We start from the raw sequence: 19,172 nt of genomic DNA, 5'->3' as shown, positions 1-19,172 counted from the left end.
ATCAGAGTGCCACACCAGGCCCGCCGATGGCAGCGGGCGGGTGCTATTGGCTTACTTGGCGGCCTGCATGGCCAGGGCGGTATCCAGCATACGGTTGGAGAAGCCCCACTCGTTGTCGTACCAGGCCATGACCTTGACCAGGCGACCGTTGACGCGGGTGTGGTTGGCGTCGAAGGTCGAGGAAGCCGGGTCGTGGTTGAAGTCGATGGACACCAGCGGCTGGGCGTTGACGTTGAGCACCGGAGAATTCTCCGCCGCCTTGGCCACGATCTCGTTGATCTCTTCCTTGGTGGTGTCGCGCGAGGCGTTGAACACCAGATCCACCAGCGAGACGTTGATCACCGGCACCCGCACGGCCAGGCCATCCAGCTTGCCGTTGAGCTCCGGCAGCACTTTGCCCACGGCAGCGGCAGCGCCGGTCTTGGTCGGGATCATGGAGTGGGTGGCGCTACGCGCGCGGTACGGGTCCTTGTGGTACACGTCGGACAGATTCTGGTCGTTGGTGTAGGCATGGACCGTGGTCATCAGGCCATTCTCGATACCGACGGCATCGTTGAGCGCCTTGGCCACCGGCGCCAGGCAGTTGGTGGTGCAGGAACCGTTGGAGACGATGGTATCGCTGGCCTTGAGTACGCCGTCGTTGACGCCGAACACGATGGTAGCGTCGCCGTCGGGGCTAGGCGCGGAGACCAGCACCTTGGCGGCACCGGCTTCGACGTGCTTGCCGGCGTCGGCGCGCGTGGTGAACAGGCCCGTGCACTCCATCACGATGTCCACGCCGAGCTTCGCCCAGGGCAGGCTGGCCGGGTCACGCTCGGACAGAATAGCGATACGGTCGCCATCGACGCTCAGACTCTCCTCGTCATGTTCTACCTTGAAGGGAAAGTGACCGTGAGCGGTGTCATGGCGCAGCAGGTGGGCGTTGAGCGAAGGATCACCGAGATCGTTGATGGCAACGACCTCAATCCGGTCCCGGTAGCCGTTCTCGTACAGTGCGCGCAGCACGTTGCGACCGATACGTCCGAAACCGTTGATGGCAACCTTGAGCGTCATAGCGAATATCCCCCTGAGCGGCGAAAGCGTTCTTGCGTGAAAGCTGGTGAGTCGACGGTAGGCGGATTCACTAAAGATGCAAATCCCCCGCAAGGACGTCGTCAGTGGGCACCAATGTGGTACAGACAGCGCCGGGACTCAAGCACTATTTTGTTAAACTTACAACATTTCTCCAAAAACATTGATGAAGGACACTCTAATAAGCACGAAATTTCGACAACTTACTGCCCACGCCTTCTTTATGAAGGCCAGCGCTAGACCTTAGTCGCATCGCCAGTCCGTAGTAATATTACCTTCAACGCTCTAAGGTATCCCTCATCCCGGTGACACCATTCACCACGCCTTTTATCCCGGAGGCCCCATGCCCCAACCCGCCAAGGAAGTCAGCCGCATTCTGCCGGCTCGCAAGCGCATCGCCCTGGTCGCCCACGACGGCAAGAAGCAAGAACTGATGGAGTGGGCCTCCCGCTGGAAGGACACCCTGATCGCTCACCAGCTGCTCGGCACCGGCACCACCGCCGCGCGGCTCAGCCGCACCCTGGGTCTGGAGGTGGAAGGCCTGATGAGCGGTCCGCTGGGAGGCGACCAGCAGATCGGTGCTCGCATCACCGAGCAACGTCTCGACCTGCTGATCTTCTTCTGGGACCCCTTCGCGCCCCAGCCCCACGACCCGGACGTCAAGGCGCTGCTGCGCCTGGCCGCCCTGTGGAACGTACCGGTGGCCTGCAACCCCTCCAGCGCCGACTTCATGATGAGCTCGCCCTGGCTCGGCCAGGACTACGAGATGCAGATCCCGGATGCCAACGCCTGGATTTCCTCTCGCAGCGATAACAACTGACCAATATCGAGGATTCTCCCGTGTTCCAGCTGACCCGAAGCGTGACCTGGCAGTCGCTGTTGAAGCTTCGCGACGAGACCGCCGACGACCGGATTCGCGACTACTTTGCCAAGGATCCGAAGCGGTTCGACAAGATGAGCCTGCGCGTGGGCGGGCTTTTTCTGGACTACTCCAAACACCAGATCTCCGACGCGGTGCTGGAGAAGCTGGTCGAGCTGGCCGAACACTCGGCGCTGGTCCAGCGTCGCGCCCAGATGTTCTCCGGCGACATCATCAACGTCACCGAGGACCGGCCGGTGCTGCACACGGCGCTGCGCAATCTGGGTGACAGCCCGGTCATCGCCGATGGCAAGGACGTGATGCCGGAGATCCACGCCACCCGCGAGCAGATCAAGCGCTTCTCCGAAGAGGTCCGCAGTGGCAACTGGAAGGGCTACAGCGGCGAGCGTATTCGCGACGTGGTCAACATCGGCATCGGCGGCTCCGACCTCGGCCCCAACATGGCCAGCCGCGCCCTGCTCAAGTACCGCCAGGCGGACCTGAACTTCCACTTCGTCTCCAACGTGGACGGCGCGCATATCCAGAAGGTGCTGAGCCGCCTCGACCCGGCCACCACCCTGTTCATCGTCTCGACCAAGACGTTTTCCACCCAGGAGACGCTGCTCAACGCCCGCACCGCACGGCGCTGGTTCGTCGAGAACGCCGGCGATGACGCCGACATCGGCGCTCACTTCATCGCCGCCTCGACCAACCGCAAGGCCGCCATGGAGTTCGGCATCCGCGAGGAGAACGTGTTCGAATTCTGGGCCTGGGTCGGCGGTCGCTATTCGATGTGGTCCTCGATCGGCCTGCCCATCGCCCTGGCGATTGGCTATGAAGGCTTCATCGAGATGCTCGAAGGCGCCTACGAGATGGACCAGCACTTCCAGAACGCCCCGCTCGGCGAGAACATGCCGGTGCTGATGGCGCTGATCGGTATCTGGTACATCAACTTCGTCGGTGCCGAGACCCAGGCCATCGTACCCTACGACCAGGCCCTGCATCAGCTGCCAGCCTTCCTCCAGCAGCTCGACATGGAGTCCAACGGCAAGTCGGTGGACATCTTCGGGCGCCCGGTGGACTACAAGACCGGCCCCATCGTCTGGGGGCAGACCGGCTCCAACGGCCAGCACGCTTTCTTCCAGCTGTTGCACCAGGGCACCCGCTACGTGCCCATCGACTTCATCGCCTCGCTGAAGCCTGAGCCCGGTGTCGAGGATCACCACTTCGCCCTGCTCACCAACATGCTGGCCCAGGCCAACGCCTTTATGGAAGGCAGCAGCAAGGGCGGCGACCTGGACCCCTACAGCTGCCCCGGCAACCGCCCCTCCAGCGTGCTGCTGCTCGACGAACTGACACCGCGCAACCTGGGCGCGCTGATCGCGCTCTACGAGCACAAGGTGTTCGTCCAGGGGGTGATCTGGAACATCAACTCCTTCGACCAGTGGGGTGTCCAGCTGGGCAAGCGCATCGCCGGCGAGATCAGCGAGAAGATCGACGAGCGCAGCCAGGACTTCGACGCTTCGACCCAAGGACTGCTGGGCCTGGTGCGGGAGCACTTCCAGGCACCCGGCAAGAGCGTGGAAAAGGCCGCCGAAAAGGCAGCGAAGAAGACCGCCAAGCCCGCCGGCAAGGACGCCAAGGCCAAGTAACGCGTCGCGAGTCCCAAAGCTGCCGAGCATCGAGTGCTCGGCACGGGCCTGCCATGGCGGCACCCAGCGACGGGCAAGAAAAGATCGAGAATGACCAGCGGGCCACCCGGAGTTCCCTCCGGGTGGCCCGCTTTGGTCTGGCCCAGCTGGATCGTGCCTGGGCTACCTGGACGGCCGTCTGGCCAGGGCCCGCCGCGCGCTGACGTCACCAGCCCAGGCCGCGGCCAGCCATAGCGGCACGCTCAGCGCCACATAGGCAAGCGCCAGCCAAGGGGCGCCGGCGGTGGCCAGGCGGACCGCCTCGAGGCTGAACAGCGAAAAGGTGGTGAAACCTCCACAGAAGCCCGCCACGACAAGCGGATGAAGGCTCGCCAGCCGAGGGCTATCGCTCAGGGCCGCATGGGTAGCAAAGCGGGCAATCAACCAGGATCCCAGCACGTTGACCAGCAGGGTCGCCCAGGGAAAGGACGAGGCCACCAGGCCCGAGACCGCAACGCCGGTCACAAGGCGACACACCGATCCCAGGGCGCTGCCAAGGCCCACCGCCAGATAGAGCCGCCAGACGCTTGTTGCCTGACTCATGCCTTCCTCCACTGCCCACATCTCACAGGCCACCCCCGAGGGCAAGTCCCGCCACCACGGCGGCCAGGCCGGCCAGCAGCGTCACCGAGACATTGAGCGCGGCCGCTGCATGACGACCTTCGCGCAGCAGGTCCAGGGTCTGCAGACTAAAGGAAGAGACCGTGGTGAAGCCGCCCATCAGTCCGCTCAGCAGCATCACTGCCGCCGTCGAGCCCGCCGACAGGCGACTGGCCAGCAGGCCGATAACAAAGGCCCCCAGCAGATTGACGACCAGGGTCCCCCAGGGGAAGCGCACTCCCCAGGCCGCCGCCGCCCGACGACTGACGAACAGGCGCCCCATGCCTCCTGCGGCGCCCCCCAGCGCTACCGCTGCCAGCGTCCACCACTCCATCACGAATCGCCTCGGCCAAAACCGCCATGGTATGCAAATACCTGGTCGATGTCGTGACCGGTGGCAATACCGCTGGACCTCGCCCTCGGCGTGGCGAAACGGGCTGATCGCAGATGGCCCGTAAAGCGACAAGGCACAGACAATGCCGAGCCTCGGAAGGCGGGAGATCAAAGATGCTGAAGGTGCTGAAAATCTAAAAAAAACGCCGCCCGAGGGGGCGGCGAAGTTGTGCTTGCCTAGCAGGGATGAAGCGCATGGGATGCGTTCACGATCAATATGGCACAGAATTGGCAATCCGTACAACTTTTGTACATCCTTGATTGCGTACAAGCGGCAAACGGGCATGTTAGCCTGTGACAGATTCGTCCAAGGACGCCCCTCTGCCCCGACGGGCCCCACCCATCAAAGGAGAAGGTTTGCGTGATGCGATCACGACTCTGCTCTCGACTCTTCAGCGTGCTGATGCTCGCGCTCGTGCTGCTCGCGGGACCTGCCATCGCCCAGCAGGGCGGTGACGCCAGCGGCTCTGGCGGTTCCTCCAGTGACGGTCCGGCCTACTCGACCCTGGCCGACCTGCTGGAAAACGAACAGGCCCGCAGCCAGCTGATCGAGCAACTGCGACAGATGGCGGAAAGCGCCCCCGAGCAGGCCCAGGCCGCCGGTGAACAGGCCGTCGACAGCGCCGCCGAGGCTACCCTGCCCAAGCAACTGGCGGACATGACCAGCCGCGTGGTCAGCGAGTTCGGCAATCAGTTCGAGAATCTCGCCGCCATCTTCGGTGGCATGATCGACGGCGCCCTGACCGAAGGCGAACTCAACTTCGATCTGTTCACCCAGGCGGCGATCAACCTCGGCCTGGTGATTCTGGCGACCTTTGTGCTGTTCGTGATCATCAGGCGTCTGGTCAGGCCACTGTTCACGCGGTTGAGCCAATATTCGCAGAACGGTCAGAACCTCAACCCCACCATCCGCCTGGTGCTGTGCGTGGTGCTGGCGGTGATCGTGGACGCCGCCGTGGTGGGTCTTGCCTACGTCGGCGGCAACCTGGCCGCCACCTTCGCCATCGGTGAGACGGGCAGCCTGTCGACCCGGGCGTCGCTGTTCCTCAATGCCTTCCTGGTCATCGAGCTGTTGAAGGCGGCCGTGCGCATGCTGTTCGCCTCACGCTACGAGGGCCTGCGACTGCTGCCCATCACCGCTCCCAGCGCGTCCTACTGGAATCGCTGGATCGCCCGGCTGATTGGCCTTACCGGCTACGGCCTGATGGTGGTGGTCCCGTTGATCAACACCTACCTGTCTTACCGTGTCGGTGAGGGCATCGGCGCTCTGATCATGATCGGCGCCTACCTGTACGCCATCACCGTGGTGCTGATCAATCGCAGCCGCCTGCGCGATGGGCTGTTCGATGCCGCTGTCAGGTCCAGCCTGTCGGCCTCCCGTGTCGCGCTGCGCCTGCTCGGCCGCATCTGGCATCTTTTGGCGATCACCTACTTCACCGTGGTGCTGGTGCTGACCCTGACACGCCCCGAGGACGCCCTGCCGTTCGTGCTGATCGCGACCCTCAAGACCCTCGGTATCGTGCTGGCTGCCATGCTGGTGTCGCGCCTGCTGGCCCAGGCCATCGGTCGTCGCATCACCCTGTCCGGTGAGCTGCGCAAGAAGCTGCCGTTGCTCGAGGCACGCCTCAACTCCTATATCCCGACGATGCTGCGCGCCTTCAACGTGCTGATCCTGATCGTCGCCGCCATGGCCCTGCTCAATGCCTGGGGCGTGTTCGACATGGCCACCTGGTACGCCTCCGAGGCGGGCCGCGTGCTGGTCAGCCAGGTGATCAACGTGGCCATCATCCTGATCGTCGCCGCGGCGGTCTGGATCGGCCTTGCCAGCCTGATCGAACACAAGCTGAATCCGACCACCGGTCGCGGCATGCCCTCGGCCCGGGCCCAGACCCTGCTGTCGCTGTTCCGCAATGCCCTGGCCATCGCCATCGTCACCATGACGGCGATGATCGTGCTGTCGGAAATCGGCATCAACATCGGCCCGCTGATCGCCGGTGCCGGGGTGCTCGGTCTGGCCATCGGTTTCGGCGCCCAGAAGCTGGTGCAGGACATCATCACCGGTATCTTCATCCAGGTGGAAAACGCCATGAATACCGGCGACGTGGTGACCCTGGGCGGCATCACCGGCACCGCCGAGAAGCTCAGCATCCGCTCGGTGGGTATCCGTGACCTGCACGGCACCTACCATCTGGTGCCGTTCTCCAGCGTCGATGTGGTGTCCAACTACATGCGTGGCTTCGGCTACCACGTGGGCGAATACGGTGTCGCCTACCGCGAGAACGTGGACGACGCCATCGTCGCCCTGCGCAACGCCTTCGACGAACTGTCCTCCGACGAGGACCTCAAGTCCGAGATCCTCGAACCCCTCGAGGTGGCCGGCGTCATCGCTCTGGCCGACAGCTCGGTCAACATCCGGGTGCGCATCAAGACCACTCCGGGCAACCAGTGGGCGGTGGGGCGTGCCTACAACCGCCTGGTCAAGCTGCACCTGGACGAAGCGGGCATCGAGATCCCCTTCCCGCACACCACGATCTTCTTTGGCGAAGACAAGCAGGGCCAGGCGCCAGCCGCCAACCTGCGCCTGGTCGAGAAGGATGTGGTGGCGACCGGCGAAGCCAGGGATACCGCACCGCTGCCCGGCGAGGACGGCAGTATCGACTCGCCCCGCGAGCACGAGACCCGCGAGGATGCCGAGACCAACGCCAAGTTCAAGGGCGACTACGATCCCGACGGCAACTGACAGACCTTACCTGCAACGCTTCTGGGGCGGCCTACGGGCCGCCCCTTTTTATTGATCGAATCGCCAGGGTGCCGACCCCTGACGCCACGCTCTGGCGCCACAGCCCGGACGCCAAAGCCCTGACAACACAGGCGTGGCGGCAGCTGCACGCCGCAAGCCGGGCCTGTACTCGCCTTCAGCATGGTGACGCCACGCCGGACGCCCCCTTGGCCGGCACGCCGCGCGAGACGGATCCACCAAAACCGCAAACGCCACGGGCGGGGCCGAAGCCCCGCCCGTGGCGAGTGGTACTGCTTAGTAGATCGAACGCCTGGCTCAGGCCTGCTGAGCGTCGCTCGGCTGTGGCAGCGAAGGAAGTGACTTGTCGAGCAGCTCGACGCTCTGGCGATAGTAGAGCTGGCTCTTGTTGTGCTCGCCCAGGTTGGCGTAGAGCCGCGCCAGCTCGGCACAGACCACTCCGCTGGGACGTTGACGCTGGCTCGCCTCGAAGTACTCCTGGGCCTTGCCCCAGTAGGCGTTACGCAGCGCCAGGCGACCCAGGGTCAACAGCAGGTCGGGATCGTTGGGACGCTCCTGCAGCCACTTCTCGGCGGTCACCAGCTGACGTGAAGCGTCCACCCCGAGCAGGCCATAGCGCAGCACCAGACGGCTGTCCCAGTTGGTCTTGAGCGAATGGCGCAGCAGTTTCTCGGCGATCACCTGTTCGTCGCAGCGCACCAGCGTCTCGACGTAGAGCACCAGCAGGTCGATGTTGGTACGCAGGTACTCGGGCATGTCGGACCACAGGTTGCGCACCCGCTCGATATCCTCGGGATTGCGCGTCTCCTGCAGGATCAGCTCGCGGTAGGCCTGCAGCTCGAGCTGTTCACGCTCTTCCCGGGCGATCAGCTGCTGGTCGGCCAGACGCGGCAGCAGGCGACGCAGGCCGTCCCAGTCGCTGACGCTGATATAGGCGGCCTTGAGCTGCTTGAGCACCTGGGGATGGCGCGGCAGATGACGGTCCAGACGGGTCAGGATCGCCAGCGCTTCCTCGTACTGCTGGCGGTCCAGCATCAGCTGGGCCTGCATCATGCCTACCGCGGGATCGGCGCCGTCGGTGGAGATGTGGGCCCGCTTGAGCAGGGTGTCGGCCTGATCATAGCGGCCCTGGTAATGGGCCGCCAGGGCGGCAGACAGGTAGTTGACCAGCGGGGTGCTGGAGTCATCGGCGGCCTTGACCAAGGCCTTCTCGGCGCGCTTCCAGCGACCCTCGGCCAACGCCACCAGGCCACGTACAGTGCGCTTCATCGCGGTGCGGTTGCGTGCACGCGAGTTCCACACCTTGAAGCGGCTGACCGGACGGCTCAGGCGGAACAGCACGCGCAGGGCAAAGTGCAGCACCATGAACAGGGCCAGCAGGATTACCAGGCCGAACCAGAAGGAGGTCTGGAAGGAGGTGTCGCCCACCCGCACCAGCCAGTAGCCGGGCACCGACATCATCAGCTGACCGAACAGCGCCCCGAGCGCGAGGCCAACGACAATGAGCAGGATCAGCTTTCTCATGCGTTATCTCCCTGGCCGGAAGCGCCCGCCTCGAAGCGCTGCTCGATGAACCGGGCCAGCGCCTGCTGGGAGGCGCTGATGTCGGGAAGCTCCGGACGGATCGACTTGCCCTTGAGCTCGCCCAGACGAGCGATCACCGACTGCACCGACTCATCGTCGACGTCATAGTAGCCTTCGAGCAGGGTGATGGCCTTGTCGAGGCTGGCCTCGTACAGGCCGGTCTCTTCCTTGAGCAGGGCCAGCTGGGACTGCTCCAGCACCAGGCGCAGGCTCTGACGCAGATAGGACTCCTGCTCCGGGGTGATCAGGGCTTCCAGCGCCTGGTCGTGGTGACGCACCGTCACCAGCTCCTTGAGCTCTTCACCGACCCGTGCCAGCTGCTCCTGCCAGGCACCGGAAGGAGCCTCCTCGATGGTGGTATCGGCGGTGAACTGCTCGATGTCCTGGGCCAGCGGCAGGCCGGCGATCTGCTCCTGCTGAGCGTTCAGGGCCAGGTAGAGGCCAGTCCGGTCGACCTTGGGCACCGTCTGCAGGGCGGCCAGCTCCTCGGCGATGGCGCGGCGTACCGGGACCAGGGCCGGATTGTTGGCCTCTTCGAGGCGAGCGTCGGCGGTGCGCAGCAGCGCCGCGGCACCCTCGACGTCACGTTCGAGCTGCAGGCGCTGATTGGCCAGACGCAGCAGGTAGGCGGCCTCGGCGTGCAGCCAGTCACGCTCGTCGGCGTTCTGCTCCTTGGACAGCTCGGCCAGCACCCGATCCAGGGTCTGGTTGACGTCGGACTTGTAGGCGTCGAAGTCGCTCTTGATGCCGTCCACCGCCTGGCCCATGGTCTCGCGGCGCTCGGCAAGGCCGCTTTCAAGCTGGGACGACAGCTCCTGGACCTCGGCCACGCTGGGGCTGTTCTGCTTGAGCTGATCGATGCGCGCGGACATGGCCTGCTGCAGCTGCCAGCCCTTCCAGCCGACAAAGGCCACGCCGGCGATCAGGATCAGCACCAGCACCAGGGCCACGACGCCGGCCTTCCCTCCACCAGAGCCACCACCAGAACGGCCACCAGAGCCGCCGGAAGACGAGGTCGCGGCACCGCTGCCGCCAGCGGAAGCCCCGCCGCTGCCACCCTTGCCTGCCGTAGAGCCGGGCTTGTTGTCCCCGGCCTTGGTGTCGCCTGGCTTGCCGGCACCGGACTTGCCGCCACTGGAGGCGGTGGCATTTGCGCTGGCCTTGGCGCTGTTGTCGGGCTTGCTATCGCCGGGCTTGCTCGCACTAGGTTTGCTAGCACTGGGCTTGCTTGCACTGTCCCCGGCGGCGCCCTTCGCTTCGGCGCTCGTGGCGTCACTCGATGTGGCCTTGGTGGCGCTATCTGTGCTCGACGAAGTAACGCCGGCAGACGATGAGCCGCCCGTCGCCGTGGCGGGAGTAGAGGATGCCGCACTGGCACTGGACGAAGTGGATCCGGTCGAGCTGCTGCCACTCTTGTCGCGACGCCGCGACCGCCGCTGGGAGCCCCCCTTGCCCGCGCCGCCCTTCGAGGCGTCCGTGCCTGAGGTCGCGCTTCCTGTGCCCTGCTGGCCGGAAGCGGACGGGGTCTGCTGCTCGTCCTGATCGTGCTGTTGGTTGCTCATCTGTCGCTAGCCCTTTTAGAGATCTTCATTCGCCATCCTCTGGGTCGCAGGTCCTTGCCACCGCGGCCGCCAGCGCCGCAGGAGACGCGCCAGACGCCACGACCGGGATGCGAAATCCCAGCGTTTTCGCCAGTGTAGCCAACCGCTGGCTGGATACGACAAGCGGTTGTTGAAAGGCGGCCTCTGAACACCATCTTGCCAGATGTTCGAGGATTTCTCCGCTACTGACCACCAACGCCTGATAGCCCCCTTGTTCGAGCCATGTTCTGGCCCCAGCGTCGGGAGTGATCAGGCGGCGTCGATACACCTCGAGACGCGTGACGCGCGCGCCCCTTTGCGCAAGGGTGTCGCCCAGCAGCGGGCGGCCACCTTGGCCCGCCACCAGCAGCACTCGCTGGTGCTCCAGGCACTGCAGCGAGGCCAGCGCCAGCAAGGCCTCGCTGGTCTCTTCTCCGGCGGTGGGGGCAGGCACCCGCACCTTGAGCCCCAGCGCCTGATGAAGCACCGTCGCCGTGGCCTGCCCGACGGCATACAGCTCGAGCCTCTGGGGCAACTGTGGCCAGTAGCGATCCAGCGCCTCGGCCAGCCGCTCGGCAGCGGCGGGACTGATGACTACCACCTTATGAAAGTGGTCGATGTCGAGCCAGGCCGAGCGCACATCTGCCGTCTCTGGCACAGTTTCCTGCTGCATCACCGCGAGCCGCTCGGTGCCGAACCCCTTGGCCTCGATGGCCTCGGCCAGCGCTCGGGCGCGCTCGCCGGGCCGGGTGATCAGTACCGGGGCGCCCATCAACGCGGTCCGTAGACCTCGGCCAGGATATCGCCGGCGCCCTGCTCCAGCAGCTGTTCGGCGACGCGGATTCCCAGCGCTTCGGGCTCATCCACCGAACCACGCCCTTCGGCACGCAGCACGCGGGAGCCGTCGGGCGTACCGACAAGGGCCCTCAGCCACAGTGTTCTGCCATCGTCCTGGTAGATGGCATGCCCACCGATGGGCACCTGGCAGCCGCCTTCCAGACGTGTATTCATGGCCCGCTCGGCACGCACTCTGGTCGCCGTCTCGATATCGTCGAGCGGTGCCAGCAGCGACACCAGTTCGGTGTCGTGCATGCGGCATTCGATGCCAAGTGCGCCCTGGCCGCAGGCCGGCAGACAGATTTCGGGCGGCAGCTCCTGGGCGATACGTGCCCCCAGCCCCAGCCGCTTGAGCCCGGAGGTAGCCAGCAGGATGGCGTCGAATTCGCCAGCGTCGAGCTTGGCCAGGCGAGTCTGGACATTGCCACGCAGGCTGATGACCTCGAGGTCAGGACGAGCCTCGCGCATCTGCAGTCCGCGGCGCAGGCTGGAGGTGCCCAGACGGGCGCCCTCGGGCAGGTCCTCGAAGCGAGCATAGTCATTGGAGACGAAGGCATCGGTGGGCTCGGCGCCTTCCAGGATCACCGACAGTCCGAGACTCTCGGGAAACTGCATCGGCACATCCTTCATGGAGTGCACCGCGATATCGGCGCGACCGTCGAGCATCGCCTCTTCGAGTTCCTTGACGAACAACCCCTTGCCGCCAACCTTGGCCAGGGGCGTGTCGAGAATCTTGTCGCCGCGGGTCGACATCGGTACCAGCTCGACCTCGAGCCCGGGGTGAATCGCCATCAGGCGATCGCGAACATGTTCGGCCTGCCATAGGGCCAACTGGCTCTTGCGCGTCGCGATACGCAGCCTGGACATCTGTTGCACGTTGCTCTCCCTGGTCGGGCTTGCGACCAAATCGCCGCGTCCGCCATGTTAAATGAATGACGTCATCATAAAGCACGGCCTCCGTCAGTAAAATCGACGGCGACGGGACCCGTTGCCGCGCCTGCCACAAGCGCCCGCTGCCACCCTCGTTTCAGAGGCTGCTGCCGCACCTTCCTCGACGGCCCGCTGCACCCTCGCCTCAAGGGCCGACTCTGGTACACTTTGGCCATACCAACGACAACGGCTGCCGGCTTCGTCAGCGCCCTCGGCGCCGGCCACCGATCACGTCGCCATCGCATCGTCATTCAGGAAGTCCATCCAATGAGCCAGACCACCAACCAGTCCTGGGGCGGCCGCTTCAGCGAACCCACCGACGCCTTCGTCGCTCGTTTCACCGCCTCGGTCGATTTCGACCAGCGCCTGGCCCGCCATGACATCCAGGGCTCCATCGCGCATGCCACCATGCTCGCCCAGGTAGGCGTGCTGAGCGAAGAGGAACGTGATGCCATCCTGACCGGGCTCAAGGAGATCGAGACGGAGATCGCCGAAGGGCGTTTCGAGTGGTCGGTGGCACTGGAAGACGTGCACATGAACATCGAGGCACGGCTGACCCAGAAGATCGGCATCACCGGCAAGAAGCTGCACACCGGGCGCTCGCGCAATGATCAGGTGGCCACCGACATTCGCCTCTACCTGCGCGAGGAAATCGACCTGGTCGCCAGCGAGCTGGCGCGCCTGCGTGCCGGCCTGATCGAGTTGGCCGAGGGCGAGGCCGACACCATCATGCCGGGCTTCACCCACCTGCAGACCGCTCAACCGGTGACCTTCGGCCACCACCTGCTGGCCTGGCAGGAGATGCTGGCCCGCGACCACGAACGCCTGCTGGACTGCCGCAAGCGGGTCAACGTGCTGCCGCTGGGCGCCGCCGCCCTGGCCGGCACCACCTACCCCATCGATCGTCACCTGACCGCCGAGCTGCTCGACTTCGAGCGCCCCGCCGAGAACAGCCTCGACGCGGTCAGCGATCGGGACTTCGCGATCGAGTTCACCGCCTTCGCGAGCCTGCTGCTGATGCACCTGTCGCGGATGAGCGAGGAGCTGGTGCTGTGGACCAGCGCCCAGTTCGACTTCATCGACCTGCCCGACCGCTTCTGCACCGGCTCCTCGATCATGCCGCAGAAGAAGAACCCGGACGTGCCCGAGCTGGTGCGCGGCAAGACCGGCCGCGTCTACGGTCACCTGATGGGCCTGCTGACGCTGATGAAGTCGCAGCCGCTGGCCTACAACAAGGACAACCAGGAAGACAAGGAACCGCTGCTCGATACCCTGGATACCGTCAAGGGTTGCCTGCGCGCCTTCGCCGACATGGTCCCGGCCATCGTCTCCAAGGGCGATTCCATGCGCGAGGCCGCGCGCAAGGGCTTCTCCACCGCTACCGACCTTGCCGACTATCTGGTACGCAAGGGCGTGGCCTTCCGTGACGCCCATGAAATCGTCGGTCAGTCCGTGGCCTACGGCATCGAGAGCGGCAAGGATCTGTCGGACATGAGCCTCGACGAACTGCGCCAGTTCTCCGACGTCATCGGCGAGGACGTGTTCGAGGTGCTGACCCTGGAAGGCTCGGTGGCCGCCCGCAACCATATCGGTGGCACCGCCCCCGACCAGGTGCGCGCCGCTGCCCAGCGCGCCCGTGAGGCCCTCAAGACCCTTGCGACCGGCCAGGGAGGCGCCCAATGAACCGCCTCGTCAAGGTGCTGCGACCCGCCCTGTTGCCGGCCCTGCTGCTGGCTCTGATGGCCCTGGCGGGCTGCGGCCAGAAAGGCCCCCTGTACCTGCCCGGTGACGAAGAAGCGGCGGAGCGCTACGGCCCCCGCGAAACCGTCGAGGACGAACAGGGCGAAGAGGGCGAAGAGGGCGAAGAGGTCGAAGAAGACAGCCAGGAAAGCGACCAGAGCGCGACCGAGGACGAGAGCTGAGCATGGATCACTTCAACTACCGAGACGGCGAGCTGTACGCCGAAGAAGTGCCTCTGGCCCGCATCGCCGAGGCGGTGGGCACCCCCTGCTACGTCTATTCACGTGCCACCCTGGAACGCCACTTCCAGGCCTACCGCGAGGCGCTGGGTAGCCATCCGCATCTGATCTGCTACGCGGTCAAGGCCAACAGCAACCTGGCGGTGCTCAACGTGTTGGCGCGCCAGGGTGCCGGTTTCGACATCGTCTCTCAGGGCGAGCTCGAGCGGGTGCTGGCCGCCGGGGGTGACCCGGCCAAGGTGGTGTTCTCCGGTGTCGCCAAGCGCCCCGACGAGATGGCGCGCGCGCTCGAGGTCGGCATCAAGTGCTTCAACGTGGAGTCGCGCCCAGAGCTTGAAGTGCTCAATGAAGTGGCCGGCCGCCTGGGCAAGGTGGCGCCGGTGTCATTGCGGGTCAATCCCGACGTCGACGCGGGCACCCATCCGTATATCTCCACCGGGCTCAAGGACAACAAGTTCGGTATCCCGGTGGACGAGGCGCTGGAGGTCTACCGCCTGGCCGCCGAACTGCCGCACCTCAAGGTCACCGGGCTCGACTGCCATATCGGCTCGCAGCTCACCGAGATCGCTCCCTTCCTCGACGCCCTGGAGCGTCTGCTGGTGCTGCTCGACCGCCTGCGCGAGGAGAACATCGAGGTCTCGCACCTCGACCTGGGCGGCGGCCTCGGCGTGCCCTACAGGGACGAGACGCCGCCGGCCCCGTTCGACTACGCCTCGAAGCTGCTCGAGCGCCTGTCGCGCTGGGACGGCGGCGAGCGCCTGACGCTGCTGTTCGAGCCGGGCCGCTCGATCGCCGCCAACGCCGGCGTCATGCTGACCCGGCTGACCTACGTGAAGCCCGGCGAAACCAAGAACTTCGCCATCGTCGACGCGGCCATGAACGACCTGATCCGGCCCTCGCTGTACCAGGCCTGGCAGGCCATCATCGAAGTCGACACTCGCCTGGACCGCGCAAGCGACGTCTACGACGTGGTCGGCCCGGTGTGCGAGACCGGCGACTTCCTCGGCAAGGAGCGTCAGCTGGCGGTGGCGCCGGGCGACCTGCTGGCGGTGCGCTCGGCCGGCGCCTACGGCTTCGTGATGGCCTCCAACTACAACAGCCGCCCGCGTCCGGCGGAGGTACTGGTGGACGGCGACGGCTATCAGGTGGTGCGCCGACGCGAGACCCTCGAGGACCTCTGGGCCGGTGAGTCGCTGCCCGGCGAATCGCAACCGGGATCGTCATCGGGATCGACGTCGGGAGCGCTGCGCTGATGCTTCTGCACTTCACCAAGATGCATGGCCTGGGCAACGACTTCATGGTGGTCGACCTGGTCACCCAGCGGGCCCGCATCGAGGCCGAGGAAATCCGCCGTCTGGCCGACCGGCGCTTCGGCATCGGTTTCGATCAGCTGCTGGTGGTGGAACCGCCGCGGGACCCGGACATGGACTTTCGCTACCGGATCTACAACGCCGACGGCAGCGAGGTCGAGAATTGCGGCAATGGTGCGCGCTGCTTTGCCCGCTTCGTGCGTGACAAGCGGCTGACCCACAAGCGCCAGATCCGGGTCGAGACCGCCGGTGGCCCCTTGGTGCTGGACGTGCATGACGACGAGCAGGTCAGCGTCGACATGGGCGCCCCGCGCTTCGCCCCGCCATCGCTGCCCTTCGAGGCCGACGAGGACCGCCTGCGCCACCCCCTCGAGGTCGACGGCGAGACCCTGGAGATCGCCGTCGCCTCCATGGGCAACCCCCACGCGGTGATCAAGGTCGATAGCGTCGACCAGGCGCCGGTGGAGCGCCTGGGACCGCTGGTCGAACACCACCCGCGCTTCCCCAAACGGGTCAACGTGGGCTTCATGCAGGTGGTCTCCAGCCACGAGATTCGCCTGCGGGTGTTCGAGCGCGGCAGCGGCGAGACCCTGGCCTGTGGCACCGGCGCCTGCGCTGCGGTGGCCTGCGGCATTCGCCAAGGCCTGCTCGAAAGCCCGGTGACCGTCCACCTGCCCGGCGGCAGCCTGACGATCCGCTGGGAAGGTGGCGAGCGCCCCTTGATCATGACCGGCCCCGCCGAGCGGGTGTTCGATGGACGAATTCCGCTGCGTTGACCCCAGGCGCACTGGACTCGACGGGACTGGGCTAAGCTGCCAGCAAGGTATCGGTCCCTCGCTTTCCCGGAAACTCGATCCAGCCTAGACATTGAACTCCAACAGGAAGACGCGCATGCCTCAAGCCGCCCCAGAGCCCCGCAAGACGCTCGACCCGGACCGCGTCGCCGAATGGCTGGCGCGCCACCCGGACTTCTTCGTCGGTCGCGAAGGCCTGCTGCAAAGCCTCACGATTCCCCACCCGGAGACCCAGGGCGCCACCTCGCTGCTGGAACGGCTGGTCCATGACCTGCGCAAGCGCGCCGAAGGCGCAGAACTGCGGCTCGAGCAATTGCTCGACTCGGCCCGCCACAACGAGGCGCAGTATCGACGTACCCGCGAGCTGGTGCTGGCGCTGCTGGAAGCCCAGGACAACGACGCCCTGGGCCAGGCCCTGGCCACCCAGCTAAGTGAGCGCTTCCAGACGCCGGCGGTGTCACTGTGGTGCCCCGCCAGCCTGACCGATCGCGACCCCAGGCCGCCCCAGGCCCCGCGCCACGTGCTCGACGACCACACAGGCCAGCGCCTGACCGCGCTGCTCGACGGGCGCGCCAGTCGCTGTACCCGGCTCACCCCCACCGACTGGAAGCGCCTGCTGCCCCACGCCAAGGCGCCGACCAAGTCGGGCTCCTGCGCCATCGCCCGCATGACCCTGGGCGAGCCCCAGGGCTTCGTGGTACTGGCAAGCCCTGACCCCGACCACTTCCGCGCCAGCATGGATACCCTGTTTACCGAGTATCTGGCCGAGGTGCTGGTGCGCCTCAGTGTGCGCCTGTGCGAGCGCGACGATGGCTGAGAAGGCGGCTGAGAAGGTGGCTGAAAAGACGACTGAGTGGCAGCTTGACCGCGCGGTAGCCGACTTCCTCGATGAGCTGGGCCGCACCGCCAGTCCTGCCACCGTCGACGCCTACCGGCGTGACCTGGCGACCTTCCAGAACTGGTGGCACGCCCAGGCGAACGAGACGGGCGCCAGGCCGCCGGATGATCAGGCACTGACCTCCCACACGCTCAGGCGTTTTCTGGCCGCCGAACGCAGCCGGGGCATGGCACCGCGCAGCCTGAAGCGCCGCCGCGCCGCGCTGTCGCGACTGTGTGAACACCTGGTGGCGGCTGGCCGGCTCGACTACAACCCGGTCGGCCTGAGCCGCGGCCCCCGGGCGCCGAAGGATCTACCTCGGCCGGTGGACGTGGACCTGCTGGCGCGCTTTCTCGACACCCCCCACGATGGCTCGCCGCTGTCGGTACGCGACCAGGCGATGCTGGAGCTGCTCTACTCCAGCGGATTGCGGCTGGCGGAACTCGCGGCGCTGGATCTCCCCGACCTTCACGGCGGCCGGGTGCGTGTCCTCGGCAAGGGCAACAAGCCGCGCCAGGTGCCGGTGGGCTCGCGTGCGCGCCAGTCCATCGACCAGTGGCTCGGCGTGCGCTCGGTGCTGGCCGCCGACGGCGAGACGGCACTGTTCGTCGGCCAGCAGGGCCGCCGGCTGGGCCATCGCGCCATCCAGGCACGCCTGGTCACCCAGGCCCGCCGGCGCGGACTGCCGGAGCACCTGCATCCCCACCGCCTGCGCCACTCCTTCGCCAGCCACCTGCTGGAATCGAGTCAGGACCTGCGCGCCGTCCAGGAGCTGCTGGGCCACGCCAACCTGTCCACCACCCAGGTCTATACCCGGCTGGACTGGCAGCACCTGGCCGAGAGCTACGACAAGGCCCACCCCCGCGCGCGGCGCAGCCGTAGCGACGACAGCCATCCCGGAGACACCCCTTGATCGACCACGCTGCAGCGGACGACTTCCGCCGACTCAAGGCCATCACCTTCGATCTGGACGACACCCTGTGGGATAACAGCGGCGTCATGCAGCGCACCGAGCAGGGCCACGTCGACTGGCTGACCGAACACCTCGGCGCCTGGCAGCGCGGCCGCGAGGAGCCGTTGACGCCCCCCATCGCGCTCGCGGACTACCTGCGCGAGCGCCAGGCCCTGGCCAGGCGCAGCTGGTCGCGGCGCGGCGACTTCAGCTGGCTGCGTGAGCGCACCCTGATCCAGCTGCTGGAAGAAAGCGGCGTCAACCGGGCGGCAGCCCACTGGTGGGCGGCGCTGGCGATGCAGCGTTTTCACTCGCTGCGCATCCTGGTCACGCCGTTTCCCGACACCGACGCCATGCTGGAAAGGCTCAAGGGTCGCTATCGTCTCGGCAGCATCACCAACGGCAACGTGGCCTTTCACCGCCTGCCCCTGGCCCGCCACTTCCAAGCGCGTATCGCCGCCGGCGAGATGTTCGCGCCCAAGCCCGACCCTCGGCCCTTTCTGGCGATGCTGGCACGGCTTCAGGTCAAGGCCGGCGAAACCCTGCACGTGGGCGATTCCTGGGAGGAAGACGTGCTGCCGGCGATTCGCCTGGGCATGCAGGCGATCTGGATCGCACCGCCCGAGGCCGAGACGGCCCCCTTGCCGAGCGGCGTGACCCGCCTGGCCAGGGTCACCGAGCTGGAAGCCCTGCTCGGTGAGCATCTGGATCAATAAAGCGAGAAAAACCCCGGCGGTCGCCGACGTCGCGTGGTAAACCGGCAGGCACCTGTGCCCTGAGTGCCTGCTGCCATGCCCCGCCCGCTTTATCGCTTCCTTGCTTTGTCACCATCGACCAGGCGTCGCCTGGGACGCGCCCTCAAGTTCGGGCTGGCGTTTACACTGCTTCCGGGGCCGGGGCTTGTTTCAGGGCTTGTTTCAGGACTGGGGCCCGGCCTCCCCCTGCCCCTGGGCATAG

Annotated in this window: 16 protein-coding genes and 1 pseudogene; 10 read left to right on the top strand and 7 right to left on the bottom strand. The window is 66.1% G+C overall.

The annotated features are described in order from the left end of the window. Nucleotides 1–51: 51 nt before the first annotated feature. Entirely contained in the window at nt 52–1,053 is a 1,002-nt protein-coding gene (gap, locus tag KUW00_RS01405) for a type I glyceraldehyde-3-phosphate dehydrogenase (RefSeq protein WP_045993129.1), read from the bottom strand. A 361-nt stretch (nt 1,054–1,414) separates the two neighbouring features. Between gap and KUW00_RS01400 the strand changes: the two genes are divergently transcribed. Then, on the top strand, nt 1,415–1,891 hold the full coding sequence (locus KUW00_RS01400) for a methylglyoxal synthase (RefSeq protein WP_108131858.1): 477 nt from the start codon (nt 1,415–1,417) through the stop codon (nt 1,889–1,891). A 20-nt stretch (nt 1,892–1,911) separates the two neighbouring features. After that, nucleotides 1,912–3,582 (top strand): glucose-6-phosphate isomerase, encoded by a 1,671-nt coding sequence (pgi, locus tag KUW00_RS01395; RefSeq protein WP_045993127.1) that lies wholly within the window; start codon nt 1,912–1,914, stop codon nt 3,580–3,582. Nucleotides 3,583–3,744: 162 nt separating this feature from the next. Here the strand turns inward: pgi and KUW00_RS01390 are convergent, their stop codons facing one another. Together KUW00_RS01390 and KUW00_RS01385 are read right to left on the bottom strand one after the other, a co-directional pair. After that, nucleotides 3,745–4,164 carry a fluoride efflux transporter FluC gene (locus KUW00_RS01390; protein WP_222568060.1) on the bottom strand — a complete coding sequence of 140 codons (420 nt, stop codon included), beginning with the start codon at nt 4,162–4,164 and terminating at the stop codon, nt 3,745–3,747. Nucleotides 4,165–4,186: 22 nt separating this feature from the next. Beyond that, entirely contained in the window at nt 4,187–4,555 is a 369-nt protein-coding gene (locus KUW00_RS01385; protein ID WP_222568059.1) for a fluoride efflux transporter FluC, read from the bottom strand. 423 nt (nt 4,556–4,978) lie between these two features. Here KUW00_RS01385 and ybiO point away from each other — a divergent pair, with 423 nt between their 5' ends. Continuing rightward, nucleotides 4,979–7,354 carry a mechanosensitive channel protein gene (gene ybiO / locus KUW00_RS01380; RefSeq protein ID WP_261391923.1) on the top strand — a complete coding sequence of 792 codons (2,376 nt, stop codon included), beginning with the start codon at nt 4,979–4,981 and terminating at the stop codon, nt 7,352–7,354. A 315-nt stretch (nt 7,355–7,669) separates the two neighbouring features. On the opposite strand, the gene KUW00_RS01375 is transcribed toward ybiO, so the two are convergent. From KUW00_RS01375 to hemC, 4 genes are read right to left on the bottom strand one after another with little or no spacing between them, the layout of a single operon-like run. Further along, complete coding sequence (locus KUW00_RS01375) at nt 7,670–8,896, bottom strand: heme biosynthesis HemY N-terminal domain-containing protein (RefSeq protein ID WP_045993949.1); 1,227 nt, start codon at nt 8,894–8,896, stop codon at nt 7,670–7,672. Beyond that, entirely contained in the window at nt 8,893–10,518 is a 1,626-nt protein-coding gene (locus KUW00_RS01370; protein WP_222568058.1) for a uroporphyrinogen-III C-methyltransferase, read from the bottom strand. The genes KUW00_RS01375 and KUW00_RS01370 overlap by 4 nt, the downstream gene beginning before the upstream one ends. Nucleotides 10,519–10,543: 25 nt before the next feature. Further along, a complete protein-coding gene (locus KUW00_RS01365; protein WP_222568057.1) occupies nt 10,544–11,308 on the bottom strand; it encodes a uroporphyrinogen-III synthase in 765 nt (254 codons plus the stop codon). Further along, entirely contained in the window at nt 11,308–12,240 is a 933-nt protein-coding gene (gene hemC / locus KUW00_RS01360; RefSeq protein ID WP_261391937.1) for a hydroxymethylbilane synthase, read from the bottom strand. The genes KUW00_RS01365 and hemC overlap by 1 nt, the downstream gene beginning before the upstream one ends. A 330-nt stretch (nt 12,241–12,570) precedes the next feature. Between hemC and argH the strand changes: the two genes are divergently transcribed. From argH to KUW00_RS01325, 7 genes and pseudogenes are all read left to right on the top strand, one after another. Further along, the gene (gene argH / locus KUW00_RS01355; protein WP_222568055.1) at nt 12,571–13,986 is read left to right on the top strand and encodes an argininosuccinate lyase; all 1,416 of its coding nucleotides are present in this window, start codon (nt 12,571–12,573) and stop codon (nt 13,984–13,986) included. Further along, nucleotides 13,983–14,117, top strand: a pseudogene (gene lptM, locus KUW00_RS22300) (LPS translocon maturation chaperone LptM); the annotation flags it as partial. The gene argH and the pseudogene lptM, both read left to right, overlap by 4 nt. A gap of 110 nt (nt 14,118–14,227) precedes the next feature. Further along, nucleotides 14,228–15,535: a diaminopimelate decarboxylase gene (gene lysA, locus KUW00_RS01345; protein WP_222568053.1), complete on the top strand. Its 1,308-nt coding sequence runs from the start codon at nt 14,228–14,230 to the stop codon at nt 15,533–15,535. Further along, nucleotides 15,535–16,368, top strand: coding sequence for a diaminopimelate epimerase (dapF, locus tag KUW00_RS01340; RefSeq protein WP_222568052.1), 834 nt, complete (start codon nt 15,535–15,537; stop codon nt 16,366–16,368). Before lysA ends, dapF begins: the two co-directional genes overlap by 1 nt. 115 nt (nt 16,369–16,483) lie before the next feature. Further along, nucleotides 16,484–17,203 (top strand): DUF484 family protein, encoded by a 720-nt coding sequence (locus KUW00_RS01335; protein WP_045993941.1) that lies wholly within the window; start codon nt 16,484–16,486, stop codon nt 17,201–17,203. 16 nt (nt 17,204–17,219) lie between these two features. Continuing rightward, nucleotides 17,220–18,176 carry a tyrosine recombinase XerC gene (locus KUW00_RS01330; RefSeq protein ID WP_315901091.1) on the top strand — a complete coding sequence of 319 codons (957 nt, stop codon included), beginning with the start codon at nt 17,220–17,222 and terminating at the stop codon, nt 18,174–18,176. Next, nucleotides 18,173–18,931: an HAD family hydrolase gene (locus KUW00_RS01325; protein ID WP_261391922.1), complete on the top strand. Its 759-nt coding sequence runs from the start codon at nt 18,173–18,175 to the stop codon at nt 18,929–18,931. Before KUW00_RS01330 ends, KUW00_RS01325 begins: the two co-directional genes overlap by 4 nt. Nucleotides 18,932–19,172 lie beyond the last annotated feature (241 nt).

The sequence above is a fragment of the Halomonas sp. DP5N14-9 genome (assembly GCF_019802175.1).
GTDB classification, from domain to species: domain Bacteria; phylum Pseudomonadota; class Gammaproteobacteria; order Pseudomonadales; family Halomonadaceae; genus Halomonas; species Halomonas litopenaei.
This window is presented reverse-complemented; position numbering and strand designations above follow the sequence as displayed.

Bases quoted from the DNA above. Each gene is read 5' to 3' on its own strand.
- KUW00_RS01390 (WP_222568060.1), bottom strand. From the start codon at position 4,164: ATGAGTCAGGCAACAAGCGTCTGGCGGCTCTATCTGGCGGTGGGCCTT.
- argH (WP_222568055.1), top strand. From the start codon at position 12,571: ATGAGCCAGACCACCAACCAGTCCTGGGGCGGCCGCTTCAGCGAACCC.
- KUW00_RS01370 (WP_222568058.1), bottom strand. From the start codon at position 10,518: ATGAGCAACCAACAGCACGATCAGGACGAGCAGCAGACCCCGTCCGCT.
- KUW00_RS01385 (WP_222568059.1), bottom strand. From the start codon at position 4,555: ATGGAGTGGTGGACGCTGGCAGCGGTAGCGCTGGGGGGCGCCGCAGGA.
- dapF (WP_222568052.1), top strand. From the start codon at position 15,535: ATGCTTCTGCACTTCACCAAGATGCATGGCCTGGGCAACGACTTCATG.
- gap (WP_045993129.1), bottom strand. From the start codon at position 1,053: ATGACGCTCAAGGTTGCCATCAACGGTTTCGGACGTATCGGTCGCAAC.
- KUW00_RS01365 (WP_222568057.1), bottom strand. From the start codon at position 11,308: ATGGGCGCCCCGGTACTGATCACCCGGCCCGGCGAGCGCGCCCGAGCG.
- lysA (WP_222568053.1), top strand. From the start codon at position 14,228: ATGGATCACTTCAACTACCGAGACGGCGAGCTGTACGCCGAAGAAGTG.
- ybiO (WP_261391923.1), top strand. From the start codon at position 4,979: ATGCGATCACGACTCTGCTCTCGACTCTTCAGCGTGCTGATGCTCGCG.
- KUW00_RS01400 (WP_108131858.1), top strand. From the start codon at position 1,415: ATGCCCCAACCCGCCAAGGAAGTCAGCCGCATTCTGCCGGCTCGCAAG.
- hemC (WP_261391937.1), bottom strand. From the start codon at position 12,240: ATGTCCAGGCTGCGTATCGCGACGCGCAAGAGCCAGTTGGCCCTATGG.
- KUW00_RS01335 (WP_045993941.1), top strand. From the start codon at position 16,484: ATGCCTCAAGCCGCCCCAGAGCCCCGCAAGACGCTCGACCCGGACCGC.
- KUW00_RS01375 (WP_045993949.1), bottom strand. From the start codon at position 8,896: ATGAGAAAGCTGATCCTGCTCATTGTCGTTGGCCTCGCGCTCGGGGCG.